General features: G+C 43.9%; 18 protein-coding genes. 16 read left to right on the top strand and 2 right to left on the bottom strand.

Annotated features, from left to right (window positions below; translation table 11 throughout):
- Positions 1–231 precede the first annotated feature (231 nt).
- The 16 genes from F1644_RS01395 (at position 232) to F1644_RS01320 (ending at position 22772) form a co-directional block, all read left to right on the top strand.
- Positions 232–1431, top strand: a complete 1200-nt coding sequence (locus F1644_RS01395; RefSeq protein WP_118302238.1) for a hypothetical protein — start codon at positions 232–234, stop codon at positions 1429–1431.
- A 102-nt stretch (positions 1432–1533) separates the two neighbouring features.
- Positions 1534–2247 (top strand): hypothetical protein, encoded by a 714-nt coding sequence (locus tag F1644_RS01390; protein ID WP_087420312.1) that lies wholly within the window; start codon positions 1534–1536, stop codon positions 2245–2247.
- Positions 2219–2680: a GNAT family N-acetyltransferase gene (locus F1644_RS01385; RefSeq protein ID WP_118302239.1), complete on the top strand. Its 462-nt coding sequence runs from the start codon at positions 2219–2221 to the stop codon at positions 2678–2680. Before F1644_RS01390 ends, F1644_RS01385 begins: the two co-directional genes overlap by 29 nt.
- Positions 2681–2779: 99 nt before the next feature.
- Positions 2780–3523: a hypothetical protein gene (locus tag F1644_RS01380; protein ID WP_118302240.1), complete on the top strand. Its 744-nt coding sequence runs from the start codon at positions 2780–2782 to the stop codon at positions 3521–3523.
- Between the two features lie 398 nt (positions 3524–3921).
- Entirely contained in the window at positions 3922–6519 is a 2598-nt protein-coding gene (locus F1644_RS01375) for a tetratricopeptide repeat protein (protein WP_118302242.1), read from the top strand.
- Between the two features lie 24 nt (positions 6520–6543).
- Positions 6544–7239 (top strand): zinc ribbon domain-containing protein, encoded by a 696-nt coding sequence (locus tag F1644_RS01370; protein ID WP_158571932.1) that lies wholly within the window; start codon positions 6544–6546, stop codon positions 7237–7239.
- A gap of 23 nt (positions 7240–7262) precedes the next feature.
- Positions 7263–10280: a virulence factor SrfB gene (locus F1644_RS01365; RefSeq protein ID WP_118302244.1), complete on the top strand. Its 3018-nt coding sequence runs from the start codon at positions 7263–7265 to the stop codon at positions 10278–10280.
- Positions 10277–11161: a hypothetical protein gene (locus F1644_RS01360; RefSeq protein WP_118302245.1), complete on the top strand. Its 885-nt coding sequence runs from the start codon at positions 10277–10279 to the stop codon at positions 11159–11161. The genes F1644_RS01365 and F1644_RS01360 overlap by 4 nt, the downstream gene beginning before the upstream one ends.
- Positions 11162–11182: 21 nt before the next feature.
- Positions 11183–13981, top strand: a complete 2799-nt coding sequence (locus F1644_RS01355) for a virulence factor SrfC family protein (RefSeq protein ID WP_118302246.1) — start codon at positions 11183–11185, stop codon at positions 13979–13981.
- A gap of 4 nt (positions 13982–13985) precedes the next feature.
- Positions 13986–16271: a S8 family peptidase gene (locus F1644_RS01350; RefSeq protein ID WP_118302247.1), complete on the top strand. Its 2286-nt coding sequence runs from the start codon at positions 13986–13988 to the stop codon at positions 16269–16271.
- A complete protein-coding gene (locus tag F1644_RS01345) occupies positions 16271–17926 on the top strand; it encodes a hypothetical protein (protein ID WP_118302248.1) in 1656 nt (551 codons plus the stop codon). Before F1644_RS01350 ends, F1644_RS01345 begins: the two co-directional genes overlap by 1 nt.
- Before the next feature lie 25 nt (positions 17927–17951).
- Complete coding sequence (locus tag F1644_RS01340) at positions 17952–18491, top strand: zinc ribbon domain-containing protein (protein ID WP_158571933.1); 540 nt, start codon at positions 17952–17954, stop codon at positions 18489–18491.
- 7 nt (positions 18492–18498) lie between these two features.
- A complete protein-coding gene (locus F1644_RS01335) occupies positions 18499–19089 on the top strand; it encodes a hypothetical protein (RefSeq protein ID WP_118302252.1) in 591 nt (196 codons plus the stop codon).
- Between the two features lie 4 nt (positions 19090–19093).
- The gene (locus tag F1644_RS01330; protein ID WP_140402559.1) at positions 19094–19978 is read left to right on the top strand and encodes a hypothetical protein; all 885 of its coding nucleotides are present in this window, start codon (positions 19094–19096) and stop codon (positions 19976–19978) included.
- A gap of 165 nt (positions 19979–20143) precedes the next feature.
- Entirely contained in the window at positions 20144–22102 is a 1959-nt protein-coding gene (gyrB, locus tag F1644_RS01325) for a DNA topoisomerase (ATP-hydrolyzing) subunit B (RefSeq protein WP_118302848.1), read from the top strand.
- 106 nt (positions 22103–22208) lie between these two features.
- A complete protein-coding gene (locus tag F1644_RS01320; protein ID WP_118302254.1) occupies positions 22209–22772 on the top strand; it encodes an LOG family protein in 564 nt (187 codons plus the stop codon).
- Between the two features lie 157 nt (positions 22773–22929).
- Here the strand turns inward: F1644_RS01320 and F1644_RS01315 are convergent, their stop codons facing one another.
- Both F1644_RS01315 and F1644_RS01310 read right to left on the bottom strand, forming a co-directional pair.
- Positions 22930–23250, bottom strand: coding sequence for a HigA family addiction module antitoxin (locus F1644_RS01315; RefSeq protein WP_118302256.1), 321 nt, complete (start codon positions 23248–23250; stop codon positions 22930–22932).
- A 7-nt stretch (positions 23251–23257) separates the two neighbouring features.
- The gene (locus tag F1644_RS01310; protein ID WP_118302258.1) at positions 23258–23578 is read right to left on the bottom strand and encodes a type II toxin-antitoxin system RelE/ParE family toxin; all 321 of its coding nucleotides are present in this window, start codon (positions 23576–23578) and stop codon (positions 23258–23260) included.
- Positions 23579–23759: the final 181 nt, after the last annotated feature.

The following is a 23759-nucleotide window of genomic DNA, read 5'->3' as shown; positions in this document are numbered from 1 at the left end:
ATCTATTTATTTAAAGTTTTATTTTTCAATCATTATCAAGTCTTACACGATATATCCTACGGTAATCACGAAATGAATGTTTCACTTTTCGCAAAATAAATGAAACTTGTTGTTATTAATTTAAAATCTGTATAAATGCGGATAACCGTTCATCTCCTCTTTATTTAAACTTTTATATGTAATACAAAATTTAAGCCAAAAGTGTTACTTTTGCTCTAAAATTTAACATTTATGCAAGATTTATACCTGTTTAATCCGGATAATGAAATTTCAATAGCCAATGGAACAAATGGTTACACGCCAAAGGCGAATATTTCCATTATGGCCGATGATCTGGCGTTTTTATCTGCATATTTGGCCGGAAAAGGGGATTATGTGTTGGTGACGAAGATGCCGGACTTCGACTTTATGAAAAGTCGAGAAGAAGTTTTTGGTCTGGATTGTAAACCGGTGATCTGGGAAAAAGCTCAATTACTTTCTTTTAACGAGATAAAGCCTTGGGGATGGAGTCCCCGGGTTCACAATTTATTGAAAGAGTTGAAAAGTCGTTGTAACGAGCAGTTCAGGGAGAGTGTCATGTCAACGTGGAGTGATAAACGGAGGGATTTATATAGCAGGCGAATGGCTGCCACTTGTTTGGCTGAGATGGTACGGGCTATTCCCTGTATAGGGGAGGATATTATTCCTCGTGAATGTAACACGTTGGCAGGAATCAGGTCGTTGTCGGAAAAGGAAGATGTCGTGGTGAAAGCTCCTTGGTCCTCTTCCGGTAAAGGAATTCTTTTTATCCCGAAAGGACAGATGACGTGTAAAGAAGAGGAAGTTTTATCCGGTATCTTGCGTAAACAAGGGTACGTGATGGTGGAAAAAAGATTGAATCGGGTGCTGGATTTTGCCATGGAGTTTGAAATGGACCGTTTATTTCACCTGAATTTTCTGGGGTATTCTGTTTTTCAAACAAGTCGGCGGGGAGAATACGAGGGGAATAGGGTGGCATCGAATTCTTGTTTGGAAGGGATGATTGCAAAATATACGGGAACGGGGTTCCTACATGAAATCCGTGAACAGTTGGAAAAGGTGGTGACGGCGGTGTTTCACGGGAAATACGTGGGATACTTGGGGGTGGATATGATGATATACGAGGACGAGTCGGGAGAATTTGGTGTGCAACCTTGTGTCGAGATAAATCTGCGTTATAACATGGGAATCGTTTCAATCGCTTTGCAGCGTTATTTACAAGAGAGTGTTGAGGGTGTTTTTAATATTCACTTTTCTCCCAAGCCGGGAGAAATCATGCAATCGGTAGAGAAGAATAGAGATATGTATCCCTTGCTGATGGAGGCGGGACAAATCGTGTCCGGATATATAAATTTAACACCGGTATCTCGTGAATCACGCTTTGTGGCCGAATTGTATATAGGTAATAAATAAAAAGTTTGTAAACTTTATGAACTTTTATAGGGAAAATAAAGAAAATTTTATTCTCTTTGTTGTTGATAAAAAGGGTCAGGCACTAAATTTATAGATAAGCATATGCATACGAAAATGAAAGGTGAAGGTATCAAGGGGCTTTTTATTGAGCAAATTGTTCCGGTCATGGAAAGGCATGGCTATCATTTCATGAAGGCTAAGAATGTATTTGTTTATGAAGATCGTGAATGGAAGAACGAGTGTATTCTTCGATTCACGAATTGGGAGAATGATCAGTTGTCTTTGCGTACGGAGTACTTTGTAACTTGTAAGAAAGTCAGCCAATTATATAAGGAGGCTATATCGGAAAAGGATTGTATGCCTATTTGTGGCGTGTTGGATGTCGGGTGGGCTTACAAGTATTTGGGAATACCTTTGGATGATAAGCCTTGGTTTCAGATGAAAATAGCAAAACTTCATTCACTTGTGCAGAAATGGATCGTGGAATTCGAGAGCGTGGGACTTTCTTTTTTCAAGGAAATGAACGATTATGAGAAGGTTGAGAAAGCCTTGGATATTTTTAATGTTTCCGGTTGGGCTCCTTTGGCCGTGTGGACCGGGGAACGTATTTTGCATGGAATCTGTTTATATTATTTGAATACATACGACAAGCGGGGAACGCTGGGGTTGTTCGATTTGTACCGGGGGAAAATCAATGAAATGGAATATTCCCCGATCCGGGAACAGTTTGAGCGTTTAGAACGATATATGAAATGTTTGCCCGACAGGCAGCCAATACCCAGAAGAAATGAAGATAAGGAAAGCCAATCTAAATGATGTCAACTTGTTGATCTCTCTTCGGTTGGATTTTCTCCGGATGAACGGGGCGAATCTTACGGTGGAGGAACAAATAGCTATCGTTGCACAGATGCGGAAGTATTTCCAAAAGCATATCCCTTTGGGTGATTTTATCGCCTGTTTGGCCGAGAAAAATGGGCAGGTGGCGAGTGCTGCATACGTGGTTATCGAGGAGAGACCGGCAAATGGTTCATTTATAACGGGGATTGTAGGGAATTTAATAAACGTGCTGACTTATCCCGAGTATCGTCATGCCGGGCTTGCGACGCGGGTGATCGGGGTGTTGATCGAGGAATGTCGTCAATTAGGAGTTTCCGCGATAGATTTGAACGCGACTGAAATGGGACGCGGGGTGTACGAACGATTGGGATTTAAGGTGATGCGTGATGTCGCGATGAGATTGAAGTTGTGAGTTGAACTTGTTGTGGGTGAAATGTTTAATAATTCATGTTATGAAAAAATGGAATAACATTATTTTTTTGGCCACATTACTATTTTTTTAGTTTTATCCATGCTTGTCGTGGGATGTAGTGACAATGATGAGAATCCGGTTGGTTTCTATACATCATCCGGTGGAGATCGTATCGAGGGTTTTTCGGCTTCCGTGGGAGAGAGTTGGTTGAGAGCAGGTGGTGGCAGCGGTGTTTACAAGATTTCTTCGAGTGACGAGAGTATTGTGAAGGCTGAATTGTCTCAGGAGGTTATCACGTTGAAGGCTTATAAGGTTGGGCAGGCAAAAATCACGATCGTGGATAGCCGGGAAGAGTCTGCCACAATTGAGATTACAGTGTGTCCTCTAATCAGAACGATCGAGGTAATGGAAACTCGTGCCTTTATCCGTTATTCTGATGGTAGAGATACATCGGATGTAGAAGAGAAGGTAAAGAAAGAAATTATCGAGAACATGGATATTGCCAAAGGGTGGCAGTTTAAGATGGTGTATGATCATTGGAATGGAATGTATGAAAGAGAGGGAAAGGTAACTGTTTATCAGGATGCGTCTCAAGAGGAGGGGATCGAAGGTACTTATTCGATGGGAAACGTGGAAAACAAAATCGCCTACACGTTTAAGTATGGGGATCGGGAGCATATCCTTCAGTTTCCTGAGATTTTGGAATCCGGGATAGCGAGAGATACGGGTCCCCAGCAAATGACTTGGATTGAGAATTATTCAGCAGAATATAAAGAAAAATATCCGGATGCGAATTTTAAGGAAGTCGTGTGTATTTTGCAGGTTTCGATATGGCGAAGATAGTTTTCAAGAGTAAGGATATTTGAAATTCCGGCATTATAGATGACGATTCAATTGATGTGTTAACGAGGGGAAAATATATCTTAAAACTTTCGATATTATAGCTGATTTTTAATATATTTGTTGAATAATTTAGAGTTGTGTTGATGACATTGCTATATGAAGTCGTTATTCAGAATCGTATATTTTCGAAAGTTTCTTAACGTGGCATTGTTGCCTAGGATTTCTATGGTTCGCAAAAGGGAAAATGGAGGAATACTAACTGTTTCAATGTATGGCGGAAACGTGTTTTGTGGCAAGGATGGAAGGGATCTGTGTGTGGAATTAATTCATGATAAGAATAGTGAGATAATATTGAGAGCGAGAGCTTTTAGGTATAATATAGAATAAAAATAAGTGATATGAGAAATCGGACGATAAGTATTGTCTGTATGCTGTTATGTTTGTTGGGAATAAGCCGGGTTTCGTTTGCCCAACAGGAAGATGATTTGTTACGGCGGGAGTATCAGGTGGCGATGGAGGAACACGTGCAAAATATGATTGCAGCATTATCCATGTACAGTTCGGATATTTATTACGAGAATGAGAACGTGTTGAGGACAAGGCGGGTGAAGTTGATCCGGGTGTTCTTCCGGTCAGAGCAAGCCAAAATGTACGATTTCTTGAAGATCGGGGTGGAAACTCAGGATAATTATCTGGATGTAATGGAGTTTCTAAGGACAATTCCGGTAGTCTTGCCCCGGGTGACGTTTAACATGAGCGTGGAGGAAATTTCCCCGTACGTGCGTTTGGCGAGTGGAGAGTTTAAATTGCCGGTAAAGGTTGCCATCACGTTTGTTGACTTGAACACGAATCAAGAGAGAACAATGCCGTCAAGGGTATATAATGTGTACTATTGGCAGTCAGAAAATGGTAATTTTGCCGTATCCTCGATGGATTTGTTGCGGGAACAGCAACAGACGGTGGTCAGGAACGAGGGCAATGCGAGCGAGTGGATAGCGCAAGGAGATAAATATTACAATGCCAAGAATTACACTTCGGCTTTGACCTATTATAAACAGGCCGCAGAGGCTGGGAATGCTAGGGCGGCGACGATGGTCGGGTGGATATACAAAAAAGGACTTGGGGTGACGGAGAATGCGGTAGAGGCGGTGAAATGGTATCGTATGGCAGCAAATGGCGGTAATGCTTCCGGGCAGGTGAATCTGGGTGATGCGTATTATACGGGAGAAGGGGTGACGAAGGATTATAACGAGGCATTCAAATGGTTCATGCAGGCAGCCCAGCAAGGGAATAGTACCGGGCAGAGTTGGCTTGCTATCATGTACCGGTATGGTTTCGGTGTGACGAAGGATGAAACCGAGGCCGTGAAATGGTATCGAAAAGCTGCGGATCAGGGAAGTGATTTTGGCCAGTATTATTTGGCAGAAATGTATGAAAACGGATACGGGGTTGAAAAAAATATGACGGAGGCTAGGAGATGGTATCAGAAAGCGGCTGATCAAGGGTATCAAAAAGCCAAAGATAAGTTGGCCAGTCTGGAGGTTGGTGTATCGGCTTCTGCCAGTGAAATTGGAGATTGGAAGAGCAAGGCTTACAAGTATTATAATGATAAACAGTATCGAGAGGCGATGACGTGGTTCCGAAAAGCTGCCGACGCTGGTGATGCGGGTGCGCAGTACTTTATGGGGGTGATGTATTTTTGTGGGTTGGATGTTGCGAAGGATCATAAGGAAGCCGTGAAATGGTATAAACAGTCGGCTCTCGGTGGTGATATGCACGGGCAATATTCTTTCGGTGAGATGCGAGAGAATGGTTGGGGGATAGAGAAGAATATGGCGGAGGCCAAAACGTGGTATCAGAAATCGGCTGATCAAGGATATGATCGGGCTATCGAGAAACTAAAGGAATTGTCGGGGACGGCTACAAGTTCTACTTCCGGCAAGACGTACAAGGAATACGAGAAAATGGCGGATGAGTTTTACGATAAAAAGAATTACACGGAGGCATTGAAATATTATAAATTGTCAGCTCCGGGTAATGATGGGGGGGTACTCAATCGTTTGGGGTACATGTATTCGGCGGGTGTTGGTGTTGATGTGAATGCATCGGAAGCGGTGAAATGGTTCCGCAAATCGGCAGAGCAGGGATATATGATCGGGCAATATAATATGGGATTGATGTACGAGCTGGGAAGAGGTATTGGGAAGGACGTGAATGAGGCGATCCGTTGGTATCGTAAGGCTGCGGATCAAGGGTATCAAAATGCCAAGGATAAGCTGGCAACCCTGTCAGATACGGGAACAACTTTATCCAAGACGGAGATTAAATATTACGTGGATAAGGCGGATAAATATTACAAAGAGAAGAATTTTCAAGAAGCACTGAAGAATTACTTGATAGCCGCAAATGCCGGGGATGATTACGCTCAAAACTGGGTGGGATGGATGTATAAGAATGCAGAAGGGGTGGAGCAAAATTATATGGAAGCATACAAGTGGAATATGAAATCAGCCGAGAATGGAAATGGTTATGCCATGAATAGCTTGGGAATTATGTGTGAGAACGGGCAGGGGGTGGAGGTAAATCTTCCGAAAGCGGTGGAATGGTATCGGAAAGCTGCAAATGTCGGGAATTCGAATGGAGAGTATAATTTGGGGCGTATGTATCAAGATGGACGGGGAGTAACGAAGAATATTATTTTGGCGAAACAGTGGTTTGAAAAAGCGGCGGCACAGAATAATAGTGATGCGCAGAATAGTTTGGGAATTATCTATTATGATGGCGATGGTATTGCCAAGGATTACGCTAAAGCTATGGAGTGGTATCGGAAAGCGGCTGATCAAGGTAATATGTACGGGGAGTTTAACATTGGCTTGTTGTATGAATTTGGTTACGGGGTGACCAAGAATCTGGATGAAGCTGCCAAGTGGTATCGTCGGGCGGCGAATCGGGGGATGGAACGGGCGAAGACCAAATTACAGGAGTTGGGACGATAAGTATTGAATAAAAAATTAGAATATATGGCTAGATTGAAGTGGGAATACAAGGATAAGGTGATTCGATTTTCAGCAAGTCACGAGGGGCAGGAGAGTGAATTTTATATTGATCCCCGGTTGGTGACTTATTTGACCGAAGGAAAGAAAATCTATGATTTCCAAGTGTATGTTCAGAAGGGACAGACGGATCCTTACGTGTTTGTCGGGAAGTTCACCGATATGACCGTGGAGGAAGGAGTTCTGGAAGGATATGAATTTACCGAATCGGACCAGATAACAGATCATTGCTTTTGTATTTGTCGGGCGTTGAATTTACCGGACCCTTGGTTAAGTGGAGACGGGTGGCGTAGTGAACCTTGCTATTTTGTTGCTAGGAAATTGAACGTGGAGGTTCCTCCTGTTCCCCCGGTACCACCCGTGCCTCCGAAGAATGAGGATGTTCCCCCGGTGAAAGATAACAAGCCAGAGCCTCCCAAGGCACCTGTGGAGGAGCCGAAAAAAGAGCAGGATGAAAAGCCCGAACCGTCCAAGGAACCGGAGGTAAAACCGGAAGAAAAAGATATGGTGGTATGCAAACGTTGTCAGACGAAACAGCGTATCGCGAATCAGTATTGTAAACATTGCGGGGAGTCATTCGTTCCCTTGGAACGTTGTGGAAAATGTGGACGAGAAGTGCCGAAAAATGCTATTTATTGTCCATTTTGCGGTAAAAAGCGATAATAATGATATAAAATATAAAGTTCATGATAACACTTATTCCAAATTCCGGTGTACAGTTTATCACGAAGGAAGTGAATCTTTCTGATGATAAATTGAATAAGTTCAGACCTTTTGAGTATTACGAGGAGAAAGATGAAGAGGAGGAGGACGAAGATGTTTTTCTGTTCAAACTTCCCTACTATTTATCGAGGATTTCCAGTTATATAGAGAAGGCTCCAAGCGAGTCGGGAAATACGGTTATCAATGCCGAGGCTATCAACGTAGAGACGTGGGAGGTCATGGACGAGGAGAAGATCCTGGATCGGGTGATTCACCGTATTCCGGAAGAAGAGATTATTTCTATCCCGGCCCGGAAGGCATTGGAATGCTTTGAGAATAAGTGGTTACCTGTTCCGTATTTATTAAAGACGGCTGCCGGGGATAAATTTCATGACGGGCCGACAGCTTGGGCCCGGATGTGGTTCACGAAGATCGGAACGCTGGATCATGGAAAGACGGGGGCCACGCATCACGTGGTGTTTGCTTTTGACACGACGGAAGCGGAGAGGCAACATCGCTTCATGAGCTTGAAAGCACAGAATGCCCGTACAAACCAGTTTTTTGCAGTCCCTAGGGCTGAAAGTGATTTGTACCAGTATTGGTATGGAAATGAGTGGATTGACAATTGGTTACGGCAAATTGTCCCCTTGTCCGGTTCCGAGCGGGAAAAGGTGTTCACGCATGTGGGATATTATTTCCAACTGTTAAAAGTACTGTTGGGGTCAAATGTATTTGAAGAAATAGAGATTCCCGGGCAGAAGGGAACGCAGGATATAGATGTAGATTTAGTGTTGGATATTGGAAATTCCCGAACTTGTGGGGTGATCTTTGAAACAGATCACGAGACTCCTTTCCAGTTCACGAACGCAGTACCTGTGGCAATACGGGATTTGGGGCAGCCGAATCGGTTGTATCGGGAACCCTTTGAAATGCGGGTCGCTTTTCATGAGCAAGTGTTCGGTAACCGGATAGCCCGTATGGAGGCCGGGGACCAGAATATATTTAATTGGCCCAGCTTGGTTCGGGTGGGCAAAGAAGCGTTGCGTTATTCCGTGATCTTCGGGCAGAAATCCAATTCCTACATGTCAAGTCCGAAACGTTACTTGTGGGATTCCCGGAAACGTCCGGTGAGCTGGATGGTCGTTCCGGCCAATAAAGAGGCGGATTCGGCATCGGCCTTATTTGGTGTGGCTCATCATTTGACGGCAGACGGCGTGTTGTTGGAACGTGCTAGAGAAGATTTGGAGAAAAAGGGAGAAGGGCTGTTGCCTATCGCGGCGATGGAGGCGAACTATTCGAAGAGTTCGTTGATGACTTTCGCCATGTTCGAGATTTTATTACAGACACTTTCTTATATAAATAGTCATGAGTTTCGAGGAAATTCCCGCTTGAAACCGATGTACAAAGATTTTGCCCGGAAATTAAAACGGGTTGTATTCACTTGTCCCACTGCCATGTTGGAGGAGGAGAAGAAAATATTGCGGGAACATGCCGAGGATGCCGTTCATCTGTTAAAAGATTACTTCCCGTCTTCATTGGTTGACGAGGTAGAAATTATCCCGTCGGCAAAAGATATTGGCGTGGATAAGACCAAACGTAAAAATTGGGGATATGATGAGGCTACTTGTAATCAGTTGGCTTTCGTGTATGGCGAGATCATGCATCGTTTCCGAGGAGACGCAGGCCTCTTCTTCAAGTATTCACAGGTTTGGCAGGATTATCTGAAAGAGAAGAATGCGGTACGGATTGCCAGTATTGATATTGGTGGTGGTACTACGGACGTGATGGTTTGCGAGTATTCCAGGGACCCGGATGCGCATATTGTGGTGCTTTCTCCTGATCCGCTTTTCTGGGAAGGGTTTAACTTGGCAGGAGATGACATCGTGAAGAGTATCGTAGAAAGGGTGGTGCTGCCCCCGATCGCGGAATATGCCCGGGAACAGGGATGCACGTCCACTTTCGAATGTATGAATTTTCTGTTCGGTCCTCACTTGGGTACACAAAACGGGACAATGCAACAATTACAGTTGATGTTCTCCACGCAGGTGGCTTACCCGATAGCCTTGGGGATTCTGGATCATGTGCGGGAAAACAGAAATGCTTGTTTCTACACCTTCAATGATTTCTACACGGACAATAAGCATGCAAACCCGGTGAATCAAGTGATTCAATACGTGAATGACGAGTTTAGAAATCATGGGGCTACTTCATTTAACTTATTGAACGTGAAGTGGAATATTGATAATCGTTTTATAAATCAGGTGATCGGGCAGGTAATTGAAAAGTTATTAGGGGATGTGTGTAAGAAGTTGAAAGCATACGAATGTGATTACGTGTTGCTTTCCGGTTGCCCGACGACCTTACCGGTTGTGAAAGACCTATTTTACAAGTACTTGCCTGTACCGCCGGAACGGGTTATCCCCATGGGTAACTATCGAATTGGAGAATGGTATCCGTTCTCTAATAATGCCGGGCAGATTAAAGACCCGAAGACTTGCGTGGCCGTGGGGGCGGCAATCGCTTTAATGAGTGGGGAATTGATGCGCTTGGATAATTTCCGGCTAGACATCGGCAAGTTAAAAGAGAAATTCGAGTCAACGGCTAAATATATCGGTATTTATGACAAGATAAAGTCTCACTTGGCATCTATTTGCTTTGATGAGAACGAAAATAATAAACAATTGCGTTTTGATGGTCCCATGTTGCTCGGGTTTAAGCAATTCGAGGCGACGGAGTGGGTTGCCTCTCCCATGTATTTACTGGATTTTGCATCGTCGGAAAAGGCCCAGATGATCAAGGATAAGTTACCTTTATCCGTGAATATCGAGCGTTCGGAACGGAATCGGGAAGCATTAAAGATCCGGGGGACTATTTACGATCGGGACGGGCATGCCGTATCACCGGAGTATCTGATTTTGCGGTTACAGACCTTGGCAGATGAGCAGGGGTATTGGTTGGATTCAGGGATCTTCTCGATTAACGATAACGTGGACGGCTTATGAATGTGACAAGAGAAAAATCCGCTTTGTTGTCTTGGGAAACGAGAGGGGACGATGCCGAGCGTTTGGCAGTTTGGTTAACGACGTTTCTGGGGGAGGACGTATTCCGACGTCTGGAAGAGAATGAAAACTTGCACGTGTCCATGTTGGAGGAAAAGAAAGATGTCACGGGTTGGTTAACAGCAGGTTTAAAAACAATTCTGAAGTCGGAGGACTTGGAGTTGTTGGTGCAACGTGTGGAACAGGAAATACAAGAATTGCAGAAAAGATTGATCGTTGCCGAGGAAATTCAGGTTTCTAATCAGGATATAACGGCTGATTGTGAACGACAGAAAAGGGAGATAGAGGCTTTGGAGGTGAAGTTGGAGCCTTTGCAAAGAGAGGTGAACAGCTTGAAAAAGAAAGTGGCTGCATCCGTGGGAATTGATGTTATGGTGGATGCTGTTTTTTCCGGAGAAGCCGTGGAGATTCAGACCATAAATCAGCTGTTGAAAGAGGATATAAAGAATCCTTCCGAGGCATTGTCTGCCTTTTGCGTGGCGCTGGCAAAGACTTGGGGAATTTTAGTGCGAGCTTTGCAGAAAGAGGGTGAGGAGGAAGAGAAAATGGAAATTCTGCATGCCGCCTTGACTCGTGTGTTAGAGGCCTTAACGGGACTTTATATTCCCCAGCGGCGAGCCGTGTTGGAGCAGTTGGCTAAATTGTGTAATTCGAGGGTTTCGGATTACCTGTTTATTTCACCGGAAGAGAGTAAAGAAATTGATTTAAGGATTCACAACGCCGCGTCTATCGGGGGGAACCAGATACTAGAAGGGCGAACGTTTGCCGTGGTAAACCGTTCTTCCTACCAGACAGTGAAATACGCGGAAATCGAGGTTTGTTAACAATATAGAAAGATATAGGATATGAAAGATATAGTTGCTAAATGCCAGATCGTTGGACGAGGAATAAGTTCTGCCCTCCGGTGGATGGAAGAGTTCGCATCCGAAGAAAAGCAGCGAGCCTCCCTTGCTAAACTGAAAAAGTTAAACCGGGAGATTAAGAAGTTGGAACGGGCAACACATTTAAAGCCGGCCGTGGCTTTGTTCGGTCCCAGTCAGGCGGGTAAGTCTTTTATGGTGGGGCTGTTGGCAAAGAGTTCCAGCGATGAAGTGATGTACGTGGCGGACGATACGACTGGGAAAATGTATGATTTTACAGATCAGATCAATCCTCCTGGAGGAAAAGAATCTACCGGATTGGTTACTCGATTCACCGTGGAGCGACACGCGGGACAACCGGCAGATAAGCCGATTATGGTGAAATTGTTCAGCCAGGTGGATTTGGTGAAGATTATCGCCGTGGGATTTCATAAAAATATTATAGAACCCGCGACTTGCCCGAGAGAGCAATTGCTGGGAGAGGTGGAAAAGGTGTTGGCTGATTTGAGGGGAGAGATGCGGGAGACACCTTATCCGGAGATTGACGAGGATCAGATCATGGGTATCAAGGAATATTTATCCATGAAGTTAGGGGATAAATATATCATTCGCACGTTGGACGAGATGTCTTTCTGGGAAAGGGCGGCCGAGATATTGCCATACGTGTCTTGGGACAAACGGTATGAATTGTTGCAGTTCATATGGGGTAAGCATGACTTCTTCAATGATTTGTTTATTTTGTTGAGCCGGGGATTGAGTACGTTGAATTTTGCCAATATGGCTTATGTTGGTTTTGACGCTTTGGTTCCGCGAGAAGTTTCTATCATTGACGTGAGTCGTTACTCCGAGATCAAGGAGAGTGAAGAGGAATGGTGCCGGAAGAATGCCCGGACGGGAGTGCGAACCAAATCGCTGGAAGTTTCTGCCGGTGGTAAGTTGGCGAATATAGACCGGACGATATTGAGCGCGCTTATTTCCGAATTGGTGCTGACATTACCCACGAACGTGTTGGAAGATCATAGTCGTGATTTTCTGAAGAATGCAGACATATTGGATTTCCCGGGAGAACGCTCGGCTGATATGTTCAAAGAGAGAGATTTCGTCGTGAAGGGATTTGAGGATCAGTTGAAAGTGTTTTTGCGGGGACGGGTGTCCTACCTGTTTGATTATTATAGTTTAAACTTTGGTATCAGTTCCTTGTGCTTGGTTCTGGGAGATGGTAATCACGAGGTGGCACAGTTGCCGCATTTGATTCTGGAGTGGATTCATGGAATACATGGGGAAAGTCCGGAGGCTCGTGCCCGTAAAGAGAGCGATACGAAAATGTTGACCGGACAGGATTACGCGAATCCGTTGTTTGTTATCCTTTCTAAGTTCAACACGGCATTTGATAAGGGAAATGCCATGAAAAAAGAGGGGTATTACAGTATATGGAATGGCCGTTTTGATGATAATTTCAGTCAGGCCTACACGAAGCAGATGACAGACGTGTGGACCAAAAAATGGACGGATAAGGACTCATTCAAGAATGTTTTCATTTTGAGAAATCCGATGTTCTCTAAAGCTTATTTTAAGAACCGGGGAGGGGAAACCCACGTGTGGGAAGAGGGATTAAAGGAAGAGTTTGAAGTTATGATGAGCTATATGAGGGAGTCCTTCGTGACCGACGAGAATGTACGTTCTTTGGTGGATAAGCCGGAGGCTTGTTGGGATGATATGATTCAGCCGAATCATAGTGGTATTGATTATATGATGCCCTACCTGACCCCGGTAACAGATCCCCGTATCAAGAAAAAACAAATAGAGGATGCCGTGGAACAGGTACGTAAGATCGTGCTGAATGAATTGGAACAGTATTACGTGGGGGGAAATATTGAAGTGGAGTTGAGTAAGGCGAAAAAGAATGCTTTACAGACTAACCTACTGATTGGCAAGATGATCTCCGAGCAACGAACAGGGAAATTTATTACCGCTTTGTCTTGTCCGGATTATGTGGCGAGAAGAGTGTACCAAGAGTTCGTGAACGGGCAGTTCGCGGTGCAGAAAGAGGTGAGTCAAGTAAACGTGTCGGATAACCAAGTATTGGTAGATTTACTGGATAGCTACGGTATTCAAGTTGTCCCCGGGAAAACTCGTTACGAGGAAATTATTTCACAGTTAAAGACGGTTACGGATATTGATGATGAAAAGATGTTGCTGGAGGTGATCGGGGAGGCTGGCATTGATGAGGCTGATTTACATGCTTTGGCTTTCTACGATCGGACAAAAGAGAATGATCCGGTGTACCAGTTTGTAAATCGTCTGGTAGGGGAGTGGTTGAGGCATATAGACAGTATGGACAGTTCTCGTTTGAAGGAGGAGTTTTGTATTGTGAACCCGGTGGCCTTTGTACAGGTTGTGGGGGTGCTGAAAGATAATTATGAACGGGTAGGGTTGAAAGAGCGTTTAGTGGATGCTCTTCGGAGCCAAGTGGAGAGTTATGATGTATCTCGGAATCAGAATTTCGAGTTGGTAACTCGTATCGCCTCCTCCGTTATAAATCAATTCGTGTTCTCTTTGGGATGGATATGGGTACCTGTATCTGAACGTCCGGTTCAGAAATCATCCGGTACACCGATATTTACCCCGGGGGAGGAAGGAATGGATATTGCCCAGAGCTGGCGAACCGGTTTGGTGGAATCGTTCGTGGCCAATGTTTACTTCAAGAGTAAAGTAGATAATAAATCGAATTTGAAGTCGATGTCTAAACTAGGTGAGATTATTCATTCGATACAGGAAGATTAAGGGTATGAAAAGTCGTGAGTTGTTTAAGATAAAATTAGAGAATTATCGTCCTCTACTGTGGTATGGTGATACGGTTTTCGGCCGATATGCGTCAATTAAGAATTTGCTAGGTTCTCAATTCGGACGAGAGTTTGCAAACGTGCTGGCAGAACCTTCCGTGATGGATGGTGAAAATGGAGTTCGATACGGGGTTTGGTATGCTGAGAACGTGGAGGAATACCGATCTTTTGATAAACTCGGGCCGGAGGAACAAGAGCAGGCAGCCAATCAACTCTCCGGGATGCTGGAAAAAGTGACAACATTCGCGGATCAGTTATTGCAAAGTGGGGAGACTTCCCACAAGCAGATGGGTGAGATTCTGCATCTGGCATTCCGGGTTCCGGGATATGAATCTATTTATTGGGGTAACGGGCAAGTGATCCTGGTTTTATGGGGATTTGTTTCTGATGAGTTAAGCAAGAAAAGTTTTAGCTTGCGGGATGCATTGAGTCGATTCCGTCCCCAAGTGACACCCCCGGAACCTCCGACGAAGGTGACGCCTCCGCCTGTGCCGGAAACCGGAACTACTGGTATCACGGGAGACGTGAAAGAACCTGTTGTTACTCCACCGCCTATTCCCGAAAAGAATAAGGAGATAAACAAAAACGTGGAGGAACATGAAAAGGATATAAAGATAACGGATGAAACAACCACGGTTACGAAGGATGTGAAAGTAAAGAAAGCGTCTCGCTGGAGACTTTGGTGGGGAAAATGGTGGAAACGTTTATTGTGGATTTTACTAGCCTTATTACTCCTGTTATTATTGTTTTTCCTGTTGAATAACTCTCGTTGCGGAGGTTCAACAGGCCGGGATGAGACCACTCATATTTTAACGAATCCGGTACCGGGACGTGACCAAGATCGTTCGGGCGACCGAGATCGGCAGAATCCGGTGCCGCCTGTCCGAAGGGAACAGATTCCGGAGACGCCCCTTCCTATTAATAGAGATGATGTACGTCCCATGCCGGGAGATACATTGCAGCGTCCTATTGTGGGTAATCGCCTGAATGTTATTATTAACCGGGACAATACGATAGAAGAGTTTCTGGAAGATTTCAATGCAAGGTATGCGGATCAAGCTCAAGTCGTGTATTGCGACACGCTGGCTAACTTGTTGCAAGTACAATTCGCCACGGATGACATTGTTGTCTGGAAAGAAAGACTGCAAAAGTTGACGGGAGTCCGGATGGTTTTCACAGAAGGTGTCTTTGGTGCGGAAGTGATACCGGATGAGCCGGGTTTTAAGGATGCGGATGAGTCTTATTATTTTAAACTCATCCGGGCTTTTCAGGGATGGGATGTGACGATGGGAAGGGAGGATGTTGTTGTTGCGGTCATTGACAACGCTTTCGATTTGGAACACGAAGAGTTGAAAGGTCAATGTGTCAATCCTTGGAATATCATGACTAATTCGCCGGATGTGAACACGTATGGGGGAACGCAGCGTCATGGGACCCACGTGGCCTCGTTGGTTGTTGGAGCCATAAATGGAGTGGGGGTTTCCGGAATAGCCCCGGGATGTAAAGTGATGCCGATACAGGTGGGAGTTGAGGACGGGAGTATGCCGACGTCTGCCATCATCAAAGGTTTCCTATACGCTTTAAAACAAGGGGTACAAGTTATAAGTATTTCCATCGGGAGTAATCCTCGGGAGGGAACGGATCAGCTGCCGTGGGATGTACAGGAACAGATCGGGCAAACTACTTTCGTTGAAGAAGGAATGTTCTGGAATGAATTATATGTCTATGCAGAGGAATGTGGCGTGTTGGTGGTGGAATGTGCGGGAAATGAAAACATATTGACCGTCGTTGACCCGATGAAACGTTCCGATAAAGTTTTATATGTAGGAGCTGTCGGAGTGAATGCCGAGCCAGCTTGGTTCTCGAATTTTGGGAAATATGTATCCATTTGCGCCCCCGGTATGAGTATCTATAATGCCATCCCGGATAATAAGTATGATTTTTTACAAGGAACGAGTATGTCAACTCCTATTGTTGCCGGAGCGGCAGCTTTGCTGTTTTCACTTGGGGATGATGTCAAGTTTACGGACGTTAAGGAGGCTTTAGTGAAGACAGCCATACCTTTGCCGGGGAACGGGGTACGTAAGCAAATCGGAAACTTGTTGCAAGTAGATAAAGCGATGGCCTATCTTCAGAAGAATAATCCTTTGCTCGCAGATCCATGTACTCGTAAAATAGACAGTTTAGAACGGGAAATCGAGCGTTTGAAAAAACAATTAAATCAACACTGATGCTACTACTGAGGACAACCGGATTGGAGCATGTTGTTCCTATTGTCAGGGACAATCTGGAATTGATTGCTTTATACCGTCAAATAAAGAGTAACCTGGGAAGAAATGAGGAATATCGTATTTTTGCGGAACCTAGTATTGACCGTTTCAAGAAACAAATTAGCTGGTACACGGAATACGAGGAAGAATTTTCTCCTTTGCGGGCTGTTTTTGCGTCCTGTTCTCTGCAAGTTCAGGACGAAATAAAATCCGCTCTAAAAGAGAAGATTGATACCGTGTTGGCCCATTTTAATCCGGACAATGGGGTGAAGAATCCCGATTACGTGGCATTTTATCAATTACTGTTGCAATGTATCGAGATCCCCTCACTGGAAGATTGCGTATACATGAGTCGCTTGGCGGACGGTACGTTACATTTCGTGCTAACGGAATGGGGGTTCTTGAGCAACACGTCAAATGCAGAGATGGGGATTATCCAGAAGATAAGACCCTTGAGAAATGTCATGATCGATTGCATTTATACGGATGGAACTCCGGCAAGCCAAGTTTTACTGCATTTCAAGCAAGGAGAACGTACTTGGAAAGCGATGACTGACGGGAATGGAAAATGTAATTTTTCTTTGCCTGTCGGGACTTCTTTCGAGGCTTATGACGTGCGGGAAGAAGGGAAACAACGTTTCTTGAAAGGGTTTAACGTGTTGGATCACGCGAAATACCAGTTGGTTTTGGAGGCAGAGGATAAGCCAATGCCTCCTCCGGTACCCCCGGTTCCGCCCAAACAAGGAACCCCGCCTCCGGTACCCCCGTTGGGTGTGAAACAACCAGCAGAGGCCCCGCTTCCGCATAACCGGAAGACGGTGCATGTAATGAATCATTTGAACGAGGTGCTGACAGGAGTTCCCGTGCATGTTTGGGGGGAAGGAATCAATCTCCGGACAACAACGGATGAGAATGGTAATTTCTATCTGCATGATGTCTGGGGAACTAAAAAAGTGAAAATGAAGATCGGTGATGCTCCCGGGAAATTAAAGATCGTGCCGGATGCAGACTATTATCAAATGACGGTTTATCCCAAGAAAAAGAGACCTTGGTGGCTTTGGTTGTTGGGTATATTGTTATTACTCCTGTTATTATGGCTGTTGCGGGATTGCAGTTGTTCGTGTCAGCGACCTGCAGACGTCCCTGTTTTACCGGATTCTACTGTTACGCACCGGGAGACTGTTCCGGCTCCACCGGATTCATTGACGGAACCTCCCAGGGATACCGTGTTGCGGGGTGAAAGAGGTTCTTTGAGAATAAATTTGCAGTGGGGTAGCACGGATGATTTGGATTTGCTCGTGATTAATCCCTGTTCGGATACGATCTATTACAAGCGTAAACGACAGGTTTGTGGCGGTTGTACAGGAACTTTGGATGTAGATGCAAATGCAAAACCGGAAATGGCTATCGCGAATCCTCAGGAAAATATATTCTTTGACGAATTGCCCCGGGGAGAAATTCAAGTGGGGGTGCAGATGTATAATAAACGGGTATCGAACACTTGTCCGTTTAGAATAACAATTCAAGCTCATAATTTTGAGCAAGTGATAGATACTGTACTTGTTTTTGATAGATTAAGGGAAAATATGATTATTTTTACCAAGAAATTTGATTGATGTATATAGATAAATGTGTAGTGTTATGAAATGTTCTCGATGTGGTCATGATAATGATTCTGATGCGTTATATTGCGTGGAATGTGGTTTGGTGTTGAATGGAGCCCACTCGTGCAAGGCTTGTCATAATTGGTTGAATCCGGGATATAAATATTGCATCTATTGTGGGAAGAAACAAGGGGCTAACGTGGCAAAAATAGCCGGAATATCTACCTTAGTCGTTGTTCTGTTGGCGGTGGCTTTTGCCGTGTGGTATTTCTATCCTGTTAATACCCCGGAAACTCCCGTTGCCAATAATGACCAGATCATAGAGCTTATCCAGAAAAACTTAGGCGAGGTGTCTGCCGGACATGTAGATTTATCGCAACCACCCGCCCAGTTGAACACGGTTTTAAGTGACTTTGCCGCACCTGATTCCGTCTGCGTGGAGGACCGGTTTATCGGTCAGCGTTTTACTCCCAAGGAGTTTTTGAATCATTTATGGTTAACGGGGGAAGTATATCAGGTCATTTCCGTGACCAAGAATGATGCGAAGAAAATAACCGAATTAGTGGTAACAAAATGATATAACTATGATAAAGAGAGTTTTACTATTCACGTGCGTCTGTACGCTGGCCGTTTTGAGTACTTCTGCCCAGACTTTCAGGAATAAGTTATTCCCATCGAACGAGATTAGTGGTGAGGAATTTAAAAAGCAGGCCATAAACAAGATACAGTCATTACAGAATTATCTGGAAGTCTTGGTGAAGAACGATCAGAATACTTCTAAAACAGCCAAGAACGCGGCAGTCGAAAATGCCGTACGTCTATTTTCAGATGAAAACCGTATCGTAGAGGTAAATTCAACATCCCGGCCCAAGCCCCGGAAACTAAAGGTTCGTCAGTATTTGGTGAGAATCGCCTTCTTGTCCGAGAAAGTGTACGATAAAGTGACGATTCGTTTTTATGATGTCTTTTTCATTTCTAATTTCAAGAAGCGTCCGGATGGGAAGTACGAGGCTGTGGTTTCCATGAGTCAAAAGTTTACGGGAGAAGGTGATCGTCCCTATTCCGATGTCGTGCAAAAGAACATACAGATCATACTTGTTCCTATTCAAAAGCCGGAAGGCACGTATTACGAAGTAAAACTGGGGGATATTTCGATCACGGATAATAATATATAATACCTTGAAAATACTGAATTTATATAAATACATCCTTCTCGTTATTTGTGGTTTACAGAGCGTTACTCTGGCGGCTCAAGGTTTTGATGATGACAGGGCGATAAATAACGTGTTGACGATGCGTGTTAAAATGCTGGACGAGTTTTTCCAGCGTTTTAACGGGAAATACACGGTACATGCATTTCAGCAGGAGAATTTAGATTCCGTTTTGTTGGAAAAGATGGCTACGGTAATGAAGGATCGGGAAATGATGATTCAATTCCTGGTAAATCAACGAAACGAGAAATTGGTGGAAAGTCCGGTTGTAAAGGAATTCGTGAAACAGGTTGTGAAGGATTCCACCTTGTTGTCTTTTTATGATCCGGATTGGTATGCCGTGATTACCTGCAAAATCAAGATAAAGGGGAAGGAAGAACGCGTGAATTTGACGTTAAAAGTTCAACAGGGGGAACAGGGCGATAGCCGATGGGTTATCGTGGGATGTAGCCCTTTTAACGAGAAGGCTTTCACCCCGAAAGTAGATTCTCTTTTCTTTATCGGCCCGGCTAATAATGAATTGAACTTCATGGAACTTTCAAGTAATATGGTAGCAGACACTTCGTTGGTAACCTATTGGGCGAAGGGAATTCAGCCGGATTACCTGACTCTTTTTTCTTGGTTGACGTACAGCGGGACGGCAGAACTACAAAAAATCGAATCTATAAAGTACTATTGTTTGCAGGTGAAAAATTATATGTTCACGATCGAATTTTTTAACCGGGCCGAGTACAATTCCGGCTGGCTGATCTCTTCCGTGCAGAAAATGAATAGCGAACAGAAAGTTGCCTTCCGAAAGGAGTCTCTTTTCGTGAAAGGAGAAGTTCTCCAGTGGAAATTGTTTCAAAGATAATCTTGTATTATCTCGCTTGATTTCGCTAAAGTTACATGAATTTTTCGTATATTTGTATGTTTTGTGTCGGGATGAAATTCCGGCTGTGAATGAACAGTTTAGCGAATATAAGAAATAAGAAAAAACAATTAAATATATCATATGAGTGAAGAATTAGAGCAGAACATGAGTGAAGAAATAGAGCAAACGAATAACGAGTATTCGGCTGATAGTATTCAAGTGTTGGAGGGGTTGGAGGCCGTTCGTATGCGTCCGTCCATGTATATTGGAGATGTTAATACGAAAGGATTGCATCATTTGGTGTACGAGGTGGTCGATAACTCGATTGACGAGGCGTTGGCTGGCTATTGTAAAAATATCGATGTAACGATTAACGAGGATAACTCGATCAGCGTGTCTGACGATGGACGTGGAATTCCGACGGGAATGAACCAGAAAGAGAATCGCTCGGCACTGGAAGTCGTGATGACGATTCTGCATGCCGGTGGTAAATTTGATAAAGGTTCTTACAAGGTTTCCGGGGGACTTCACGGGGTGGGTGTATCCTGTGTGAACGCGCTTTCCACGAAATTGGTCGCAACCATTTATCGTGAAGGTAAAATCTGGTGCCAAGAGTACAGTAAAGGATTCCCGTTAGCAGATGTGCAAGTGATTGGCGAGACGGATCGGACGGGTACGACGATCTATTTCAAGCCGGATGATTCTATATTTTATGTAACAGAATATAAATATGATATTTTAGCTGCCCGTTTGCGGGAGTTGGCTTACCTAAACCGGGGGATCCGCTTGTCGTTAACCGATAAACGGACGATTGATCCGGACACGAACGAGTTTAAGTCAGAAGTTTTCTACTCGGAAAAAGGATTGAGTGAATTCGTGGAATACTTGGATGAAACCCGGGAGAAATTGATTGACGAAACCATTCATATCACGACCGAAAAGAATGGAATTCCGATCGAGGTGGCCATGCATTACAACACGGAGTTTAAGGAAAATGTTTACTCTTACGTGAATAATATCAACACGATCGAGGGGGGAACACACCTTGCCGGATTCCGTCGGGGAGTGATGCAAACCTTGAAGACGTATGCCGATAATTCCGGGATGTTAAGCAAGTTGAAGTTTGATATTAGCGGGGAAGATTTCCGTGAAGGTCTGACAGCTATTATTTCCGTGAAGGTGGCAGAACCTCAATTCGAGGGACAGACCAAGACCAAGTTAGGTAATACTGAGGTTGGATCGGCCGTGGCTCAAGCAGTAAGTGTCGCATTAGCAAATTATCTGGAGGAACATCCGAAAGATGCCCGTGCTATCGTGGACAAGGTAATCCTTGCCGCACAAGCTCGTCATGCGGCCCGTAAAGCCCGTGAACTTGTGCAACGGAAGACGGTGCTTTCCGGTTCCGGTTTGCCCGGTAAATTGGCGGATTGTTCGGATAATAACCCGGAGAACTGCGAGATATTCCTTGTCGAGGGAGACTCAGCAGGGGGTACAGCTAAACAAGGGCGTGACCGTAAATTCCAGGCAATCCTTCCATTGAGAGGTAAAATCCTGAACGTGGAGAAAGCGTTGGCTCATCGCGTGTGGGAAAGCGAGGAGATCAAGATGATCTTCCAAGCTTTGGGTATCACGATTGGTACAGCGGAAGACAGTAAAGCGGTTAATTTGGAAAAAATACGTTACCACAAGATCGTGATCATGGCCGATGCCGACGTCGACGGGGCGCACATTGCCACGTTGATTATGACATTATTTTTCCGTTACATGAGATCGGTAATTGAAAACGGTTACTTGTATATCGCAACCCCGCCTCTTTACTCCGTGAAGAAAGGAAAGGATCAACGCTATTGCTGGACGGAAGAACAGCGTTTGCAATTGATCCAGGAAATGGGAGCGGGTAAAGAGAGCAGTTTGCATATCCAGCGTTACAAAGGTCTTGGTGAAATGACAGCAGAACAGTTGTGGGACACGACGATGTCTCCCGACGGCAGAACGTTGCGTCAGGTGACGATCGAGAATGCTGCCGAGGCAGACCGTATTTTCTCCATGCTTATGGGGGACGATGTGCCGCCTCGTAGACAGTTTATCGAACAGAACGCTACATACGCTAACATTGACGCTTAAGCGTCAATGTAGTTCCAAGTTGCAGGTTAATGGGTTACAGGTTTGTACTATTAATCTGCAATTTGTTTTATGAAATGAATGACTTACAACCTGTAACTTTTAATCTATGAAAATTTGTGTGTTTTGTGCATCATCGGAGAGTGTCGATAACGTGTATTTTGAGGCTGCGGCTGATTTGGGGAAAGAGATCGTGATGCGGGGATGGGGGTTGCTGTATGGCGGGACAAATTGCGGGTTGATGCGTGAGGTGTCGGATGCCGTGAAGAATGGTGGGGGAGAGGTGACCGGGATCATTCCGCAATGCATCGTGAACCGGGGTGTTTCGGCAGAAGGTATTTCCGAATTAATCGTGGCTCCCGATATGAAAGAACGAAAGAGCATGATGCGTGAAAAAGCAGATGCTTTTATCGCTTTACCCGGGGGATGGGGAACGCTGGAAGAGATCACGGAAGTGATTACCTTGAAACAACTTGGAATACATAATAAACCAATTATTTTCCTTAATACGAACGATTTTTACGAGTATTTTTTCCTTTTTATCAATAATATTCGCAAGGAAGGATTCGTGTCAAAGGCCTATGATGGGTTGTATGTCGTCGTAAATACGGTGGAAGAGGCAGTGGAGTATATCGAGAATTATCAGGCTAAAGATTTTTCAAGTAAATATTAAAAAAAACTTGTTTTTTTAATATTTATATTCTATATTTACAAAGCTAATATAGCGTATGAGTTGACTATTGTAGTGATACAAAAGTTTGGTTAGTTTAGTTTAGAATGTAAAGGGTGGCTTTTGTCACCCTTTATTTATTTAATATATAACTTCTTTGTTAAAATATTGCTGCTATATTCTTGATCCTATTTAGTTTTTCAAGTAGTGTATCATTCTTGCGAGCCATTTGTAGATCATAGTCTGTTTGCATTCTTACCAGTAGATCTGCGTTTATATCTAATGCAGCTTCCAGAAATAATGCAAATTCAGTTGATATTGGACGTTTGGCATTCAAAATTTCATTTAATGCGCTATACGATAATCCAAACTTTTTGGCAAAATCCTTTTGTTTGATTCCTCTGCATTCCAATTCTTCTTTTACCAGTTCTCCCGGATGGAATGGACGAAATGACTGTAAATTATTTGCGGATGTTCCCATATCTCGTTTATTTATAATGATTCGTGATCTCTACTAATGAACATATTTCTATTGTCGTTTGATTAGATTGGCTTGGAATTTCTCGAAATTCAAGCCTGTACTGGTCATTTATACGTAGAGAAGAGAGTCCCTTCTTATCACCCTTCAATTTTTCATAGTTTAGAGCTTGGTAATTGTACAAATCTTCTATACGCGTGGAGTTTAGTAATGCTTTCACACATTTTAAATAGCCGTTAATTATATTGGGCTGGAAACGGTGTTTTTTATCTGATGTTTTTCCAGTTTCGTATAACTCAACTAAATATTTCTTTTCAAACTCAACATTCATGATATTGTTCTTTGACTATGCAAATATAATGATTTGTATCTGTAATTCGCAAAAAAAGCGAATTATTATTATTTTCTTAATTTTGAAATCTTCTTTCGTGAATCAAAAAAATGAATTAGTACTGTCATGTATGGCGGATGGTATATTTTGATATGTAATTAATATCATGTCGCTATTGTTA

The organism is Butyricimonas paravirosa, assembly GCF_032878955.1.
Taxonomy (GTDB): Bacteria; Bacteroidota; Bacteroidia; order Bacteroidales; family Marinifilaceae; genus Butyricimonas; species Butyricimonas paravirosa.
The sequence above is the reverse complement of the archived record's forward strand: the minus strand, read 5'-3'. Positions and strand labels throughout refer to the sequence as shown.

Bases quoted from the DNA above. Each gene is read 5' to 3' on its own strand.
- F1644_RS01360 (WP_118302245.1), top strand. From the start codon at position 10,277: ATGAATGTGACAAGAGAAAAATCCGCTTTGTTGTCTTGGGAAACGAGA.
- F1644_RS01335 (WP_118302252.1), top strand. From the start codon at position 18,499: ATGATAAAGAGAGTTTTACTATTCACGTGCGTCTGTACGCTGGCCGTT.
- F1644_RS01350 (WP_118302247.1), top strand. From the start codon at position 13,986: ATGAAAAGTCGTGAGTTGTTTAAGATAAAATTAGAGAATTATCGTCCT.
- F1644_RS01375 (WP_118302242.1), top strand. From the start codon at position 3,922: ATGAGAAATCGGACGATAAGTATTGTCTGTATGCTGTTATGTTTGTTG.
- F1644_RS01390 (WP_087420312.1), top strand. From the start codon at position 1,534: ATGCATACGAAAATGAAAGGTGAAGGTATCAAGGGGCTTTTTATTGAG.
- F1644_RS01370 (WP_158571932.1), top strand. From the start codon at position 6,544: ATGGCTAGATTGAAGTGGGAATACAAGGATAAGGTGATTCGATTTTCA.
- F1644_RS01385 (WP_118302239.1), top strand. From the start codon at position 2,219: ATGAAGATAAGGAAAGCCAATCTAAATGATGTCAACTTGTTGATCTCT.
- F1644_RS01340 (WP_158571933.1), top strand. From the start codon at position 17,952: ATGAAATGTTCTCGATGTGGTCATGATAATGATTCTGATGCGTTATAT.
- F1644_RS01320 (WP_118302254.1), top strand. From the start codon at position 22,209: ATGAAAATTTGTGTGTTTTGTGCATCATCGGAGAGTGTCGATAACGTG.
- F1644_RS01345 (WP_118302248.1), top strand. From the start codon at position 16,271: ATGCTACTACTGAGGACAACCGGATTGGAGCATGTTGTTCCTATTGTC.
- F1644_RS01310 (WP_118302258.1), bottom strand. From the start codon at position 23,578: ATGAATGTTGAGTTTGAAAAGAAATATTTAGTTGAGTTATACGAAACT.
- F1644_RS01355 (WP_118302246.1), top strand. From the start codon at position 11,183: ATGAAAGATATAGTTGCTAAATGCCAGATCGTTGGACGAGGAATAAGT.
- F1644_RS01365 (WP_118302244.1), top strand. From the start codon at position 7,263: ATGATAACACTTATTCCAAATTCCGGTGTACAGTTTATCACGAAGGAA.
- F1644_RS01395 (WP_118302238.1), top strand. From the start codon at position 232: ATGCAAGATTTATACCTGTTTAATCCGGATAATGAAATTTCAATAGCC.
- F1644_RS01380 (WP_118302240.1), top strand. From the start codon at position 2,780: ATGCTTGTCGTGGGATGTAGTGACAATGATGAGAATCCGGTTGGTTTC.
- gyrB (WP_118302848.1), top strand. From the start codon at position 20,144: ATGAGTGAAGAAATAGAGCAAACGAATAACGAGTATTCGGCTGATAGT.
- F1644_RS01315 (WP_118302256.1), bottom strand. From the start codon at position 23,250: ATGGGAACATCCGCAAATAATTTACAGTCATTTCGTCCATTCCATCCG.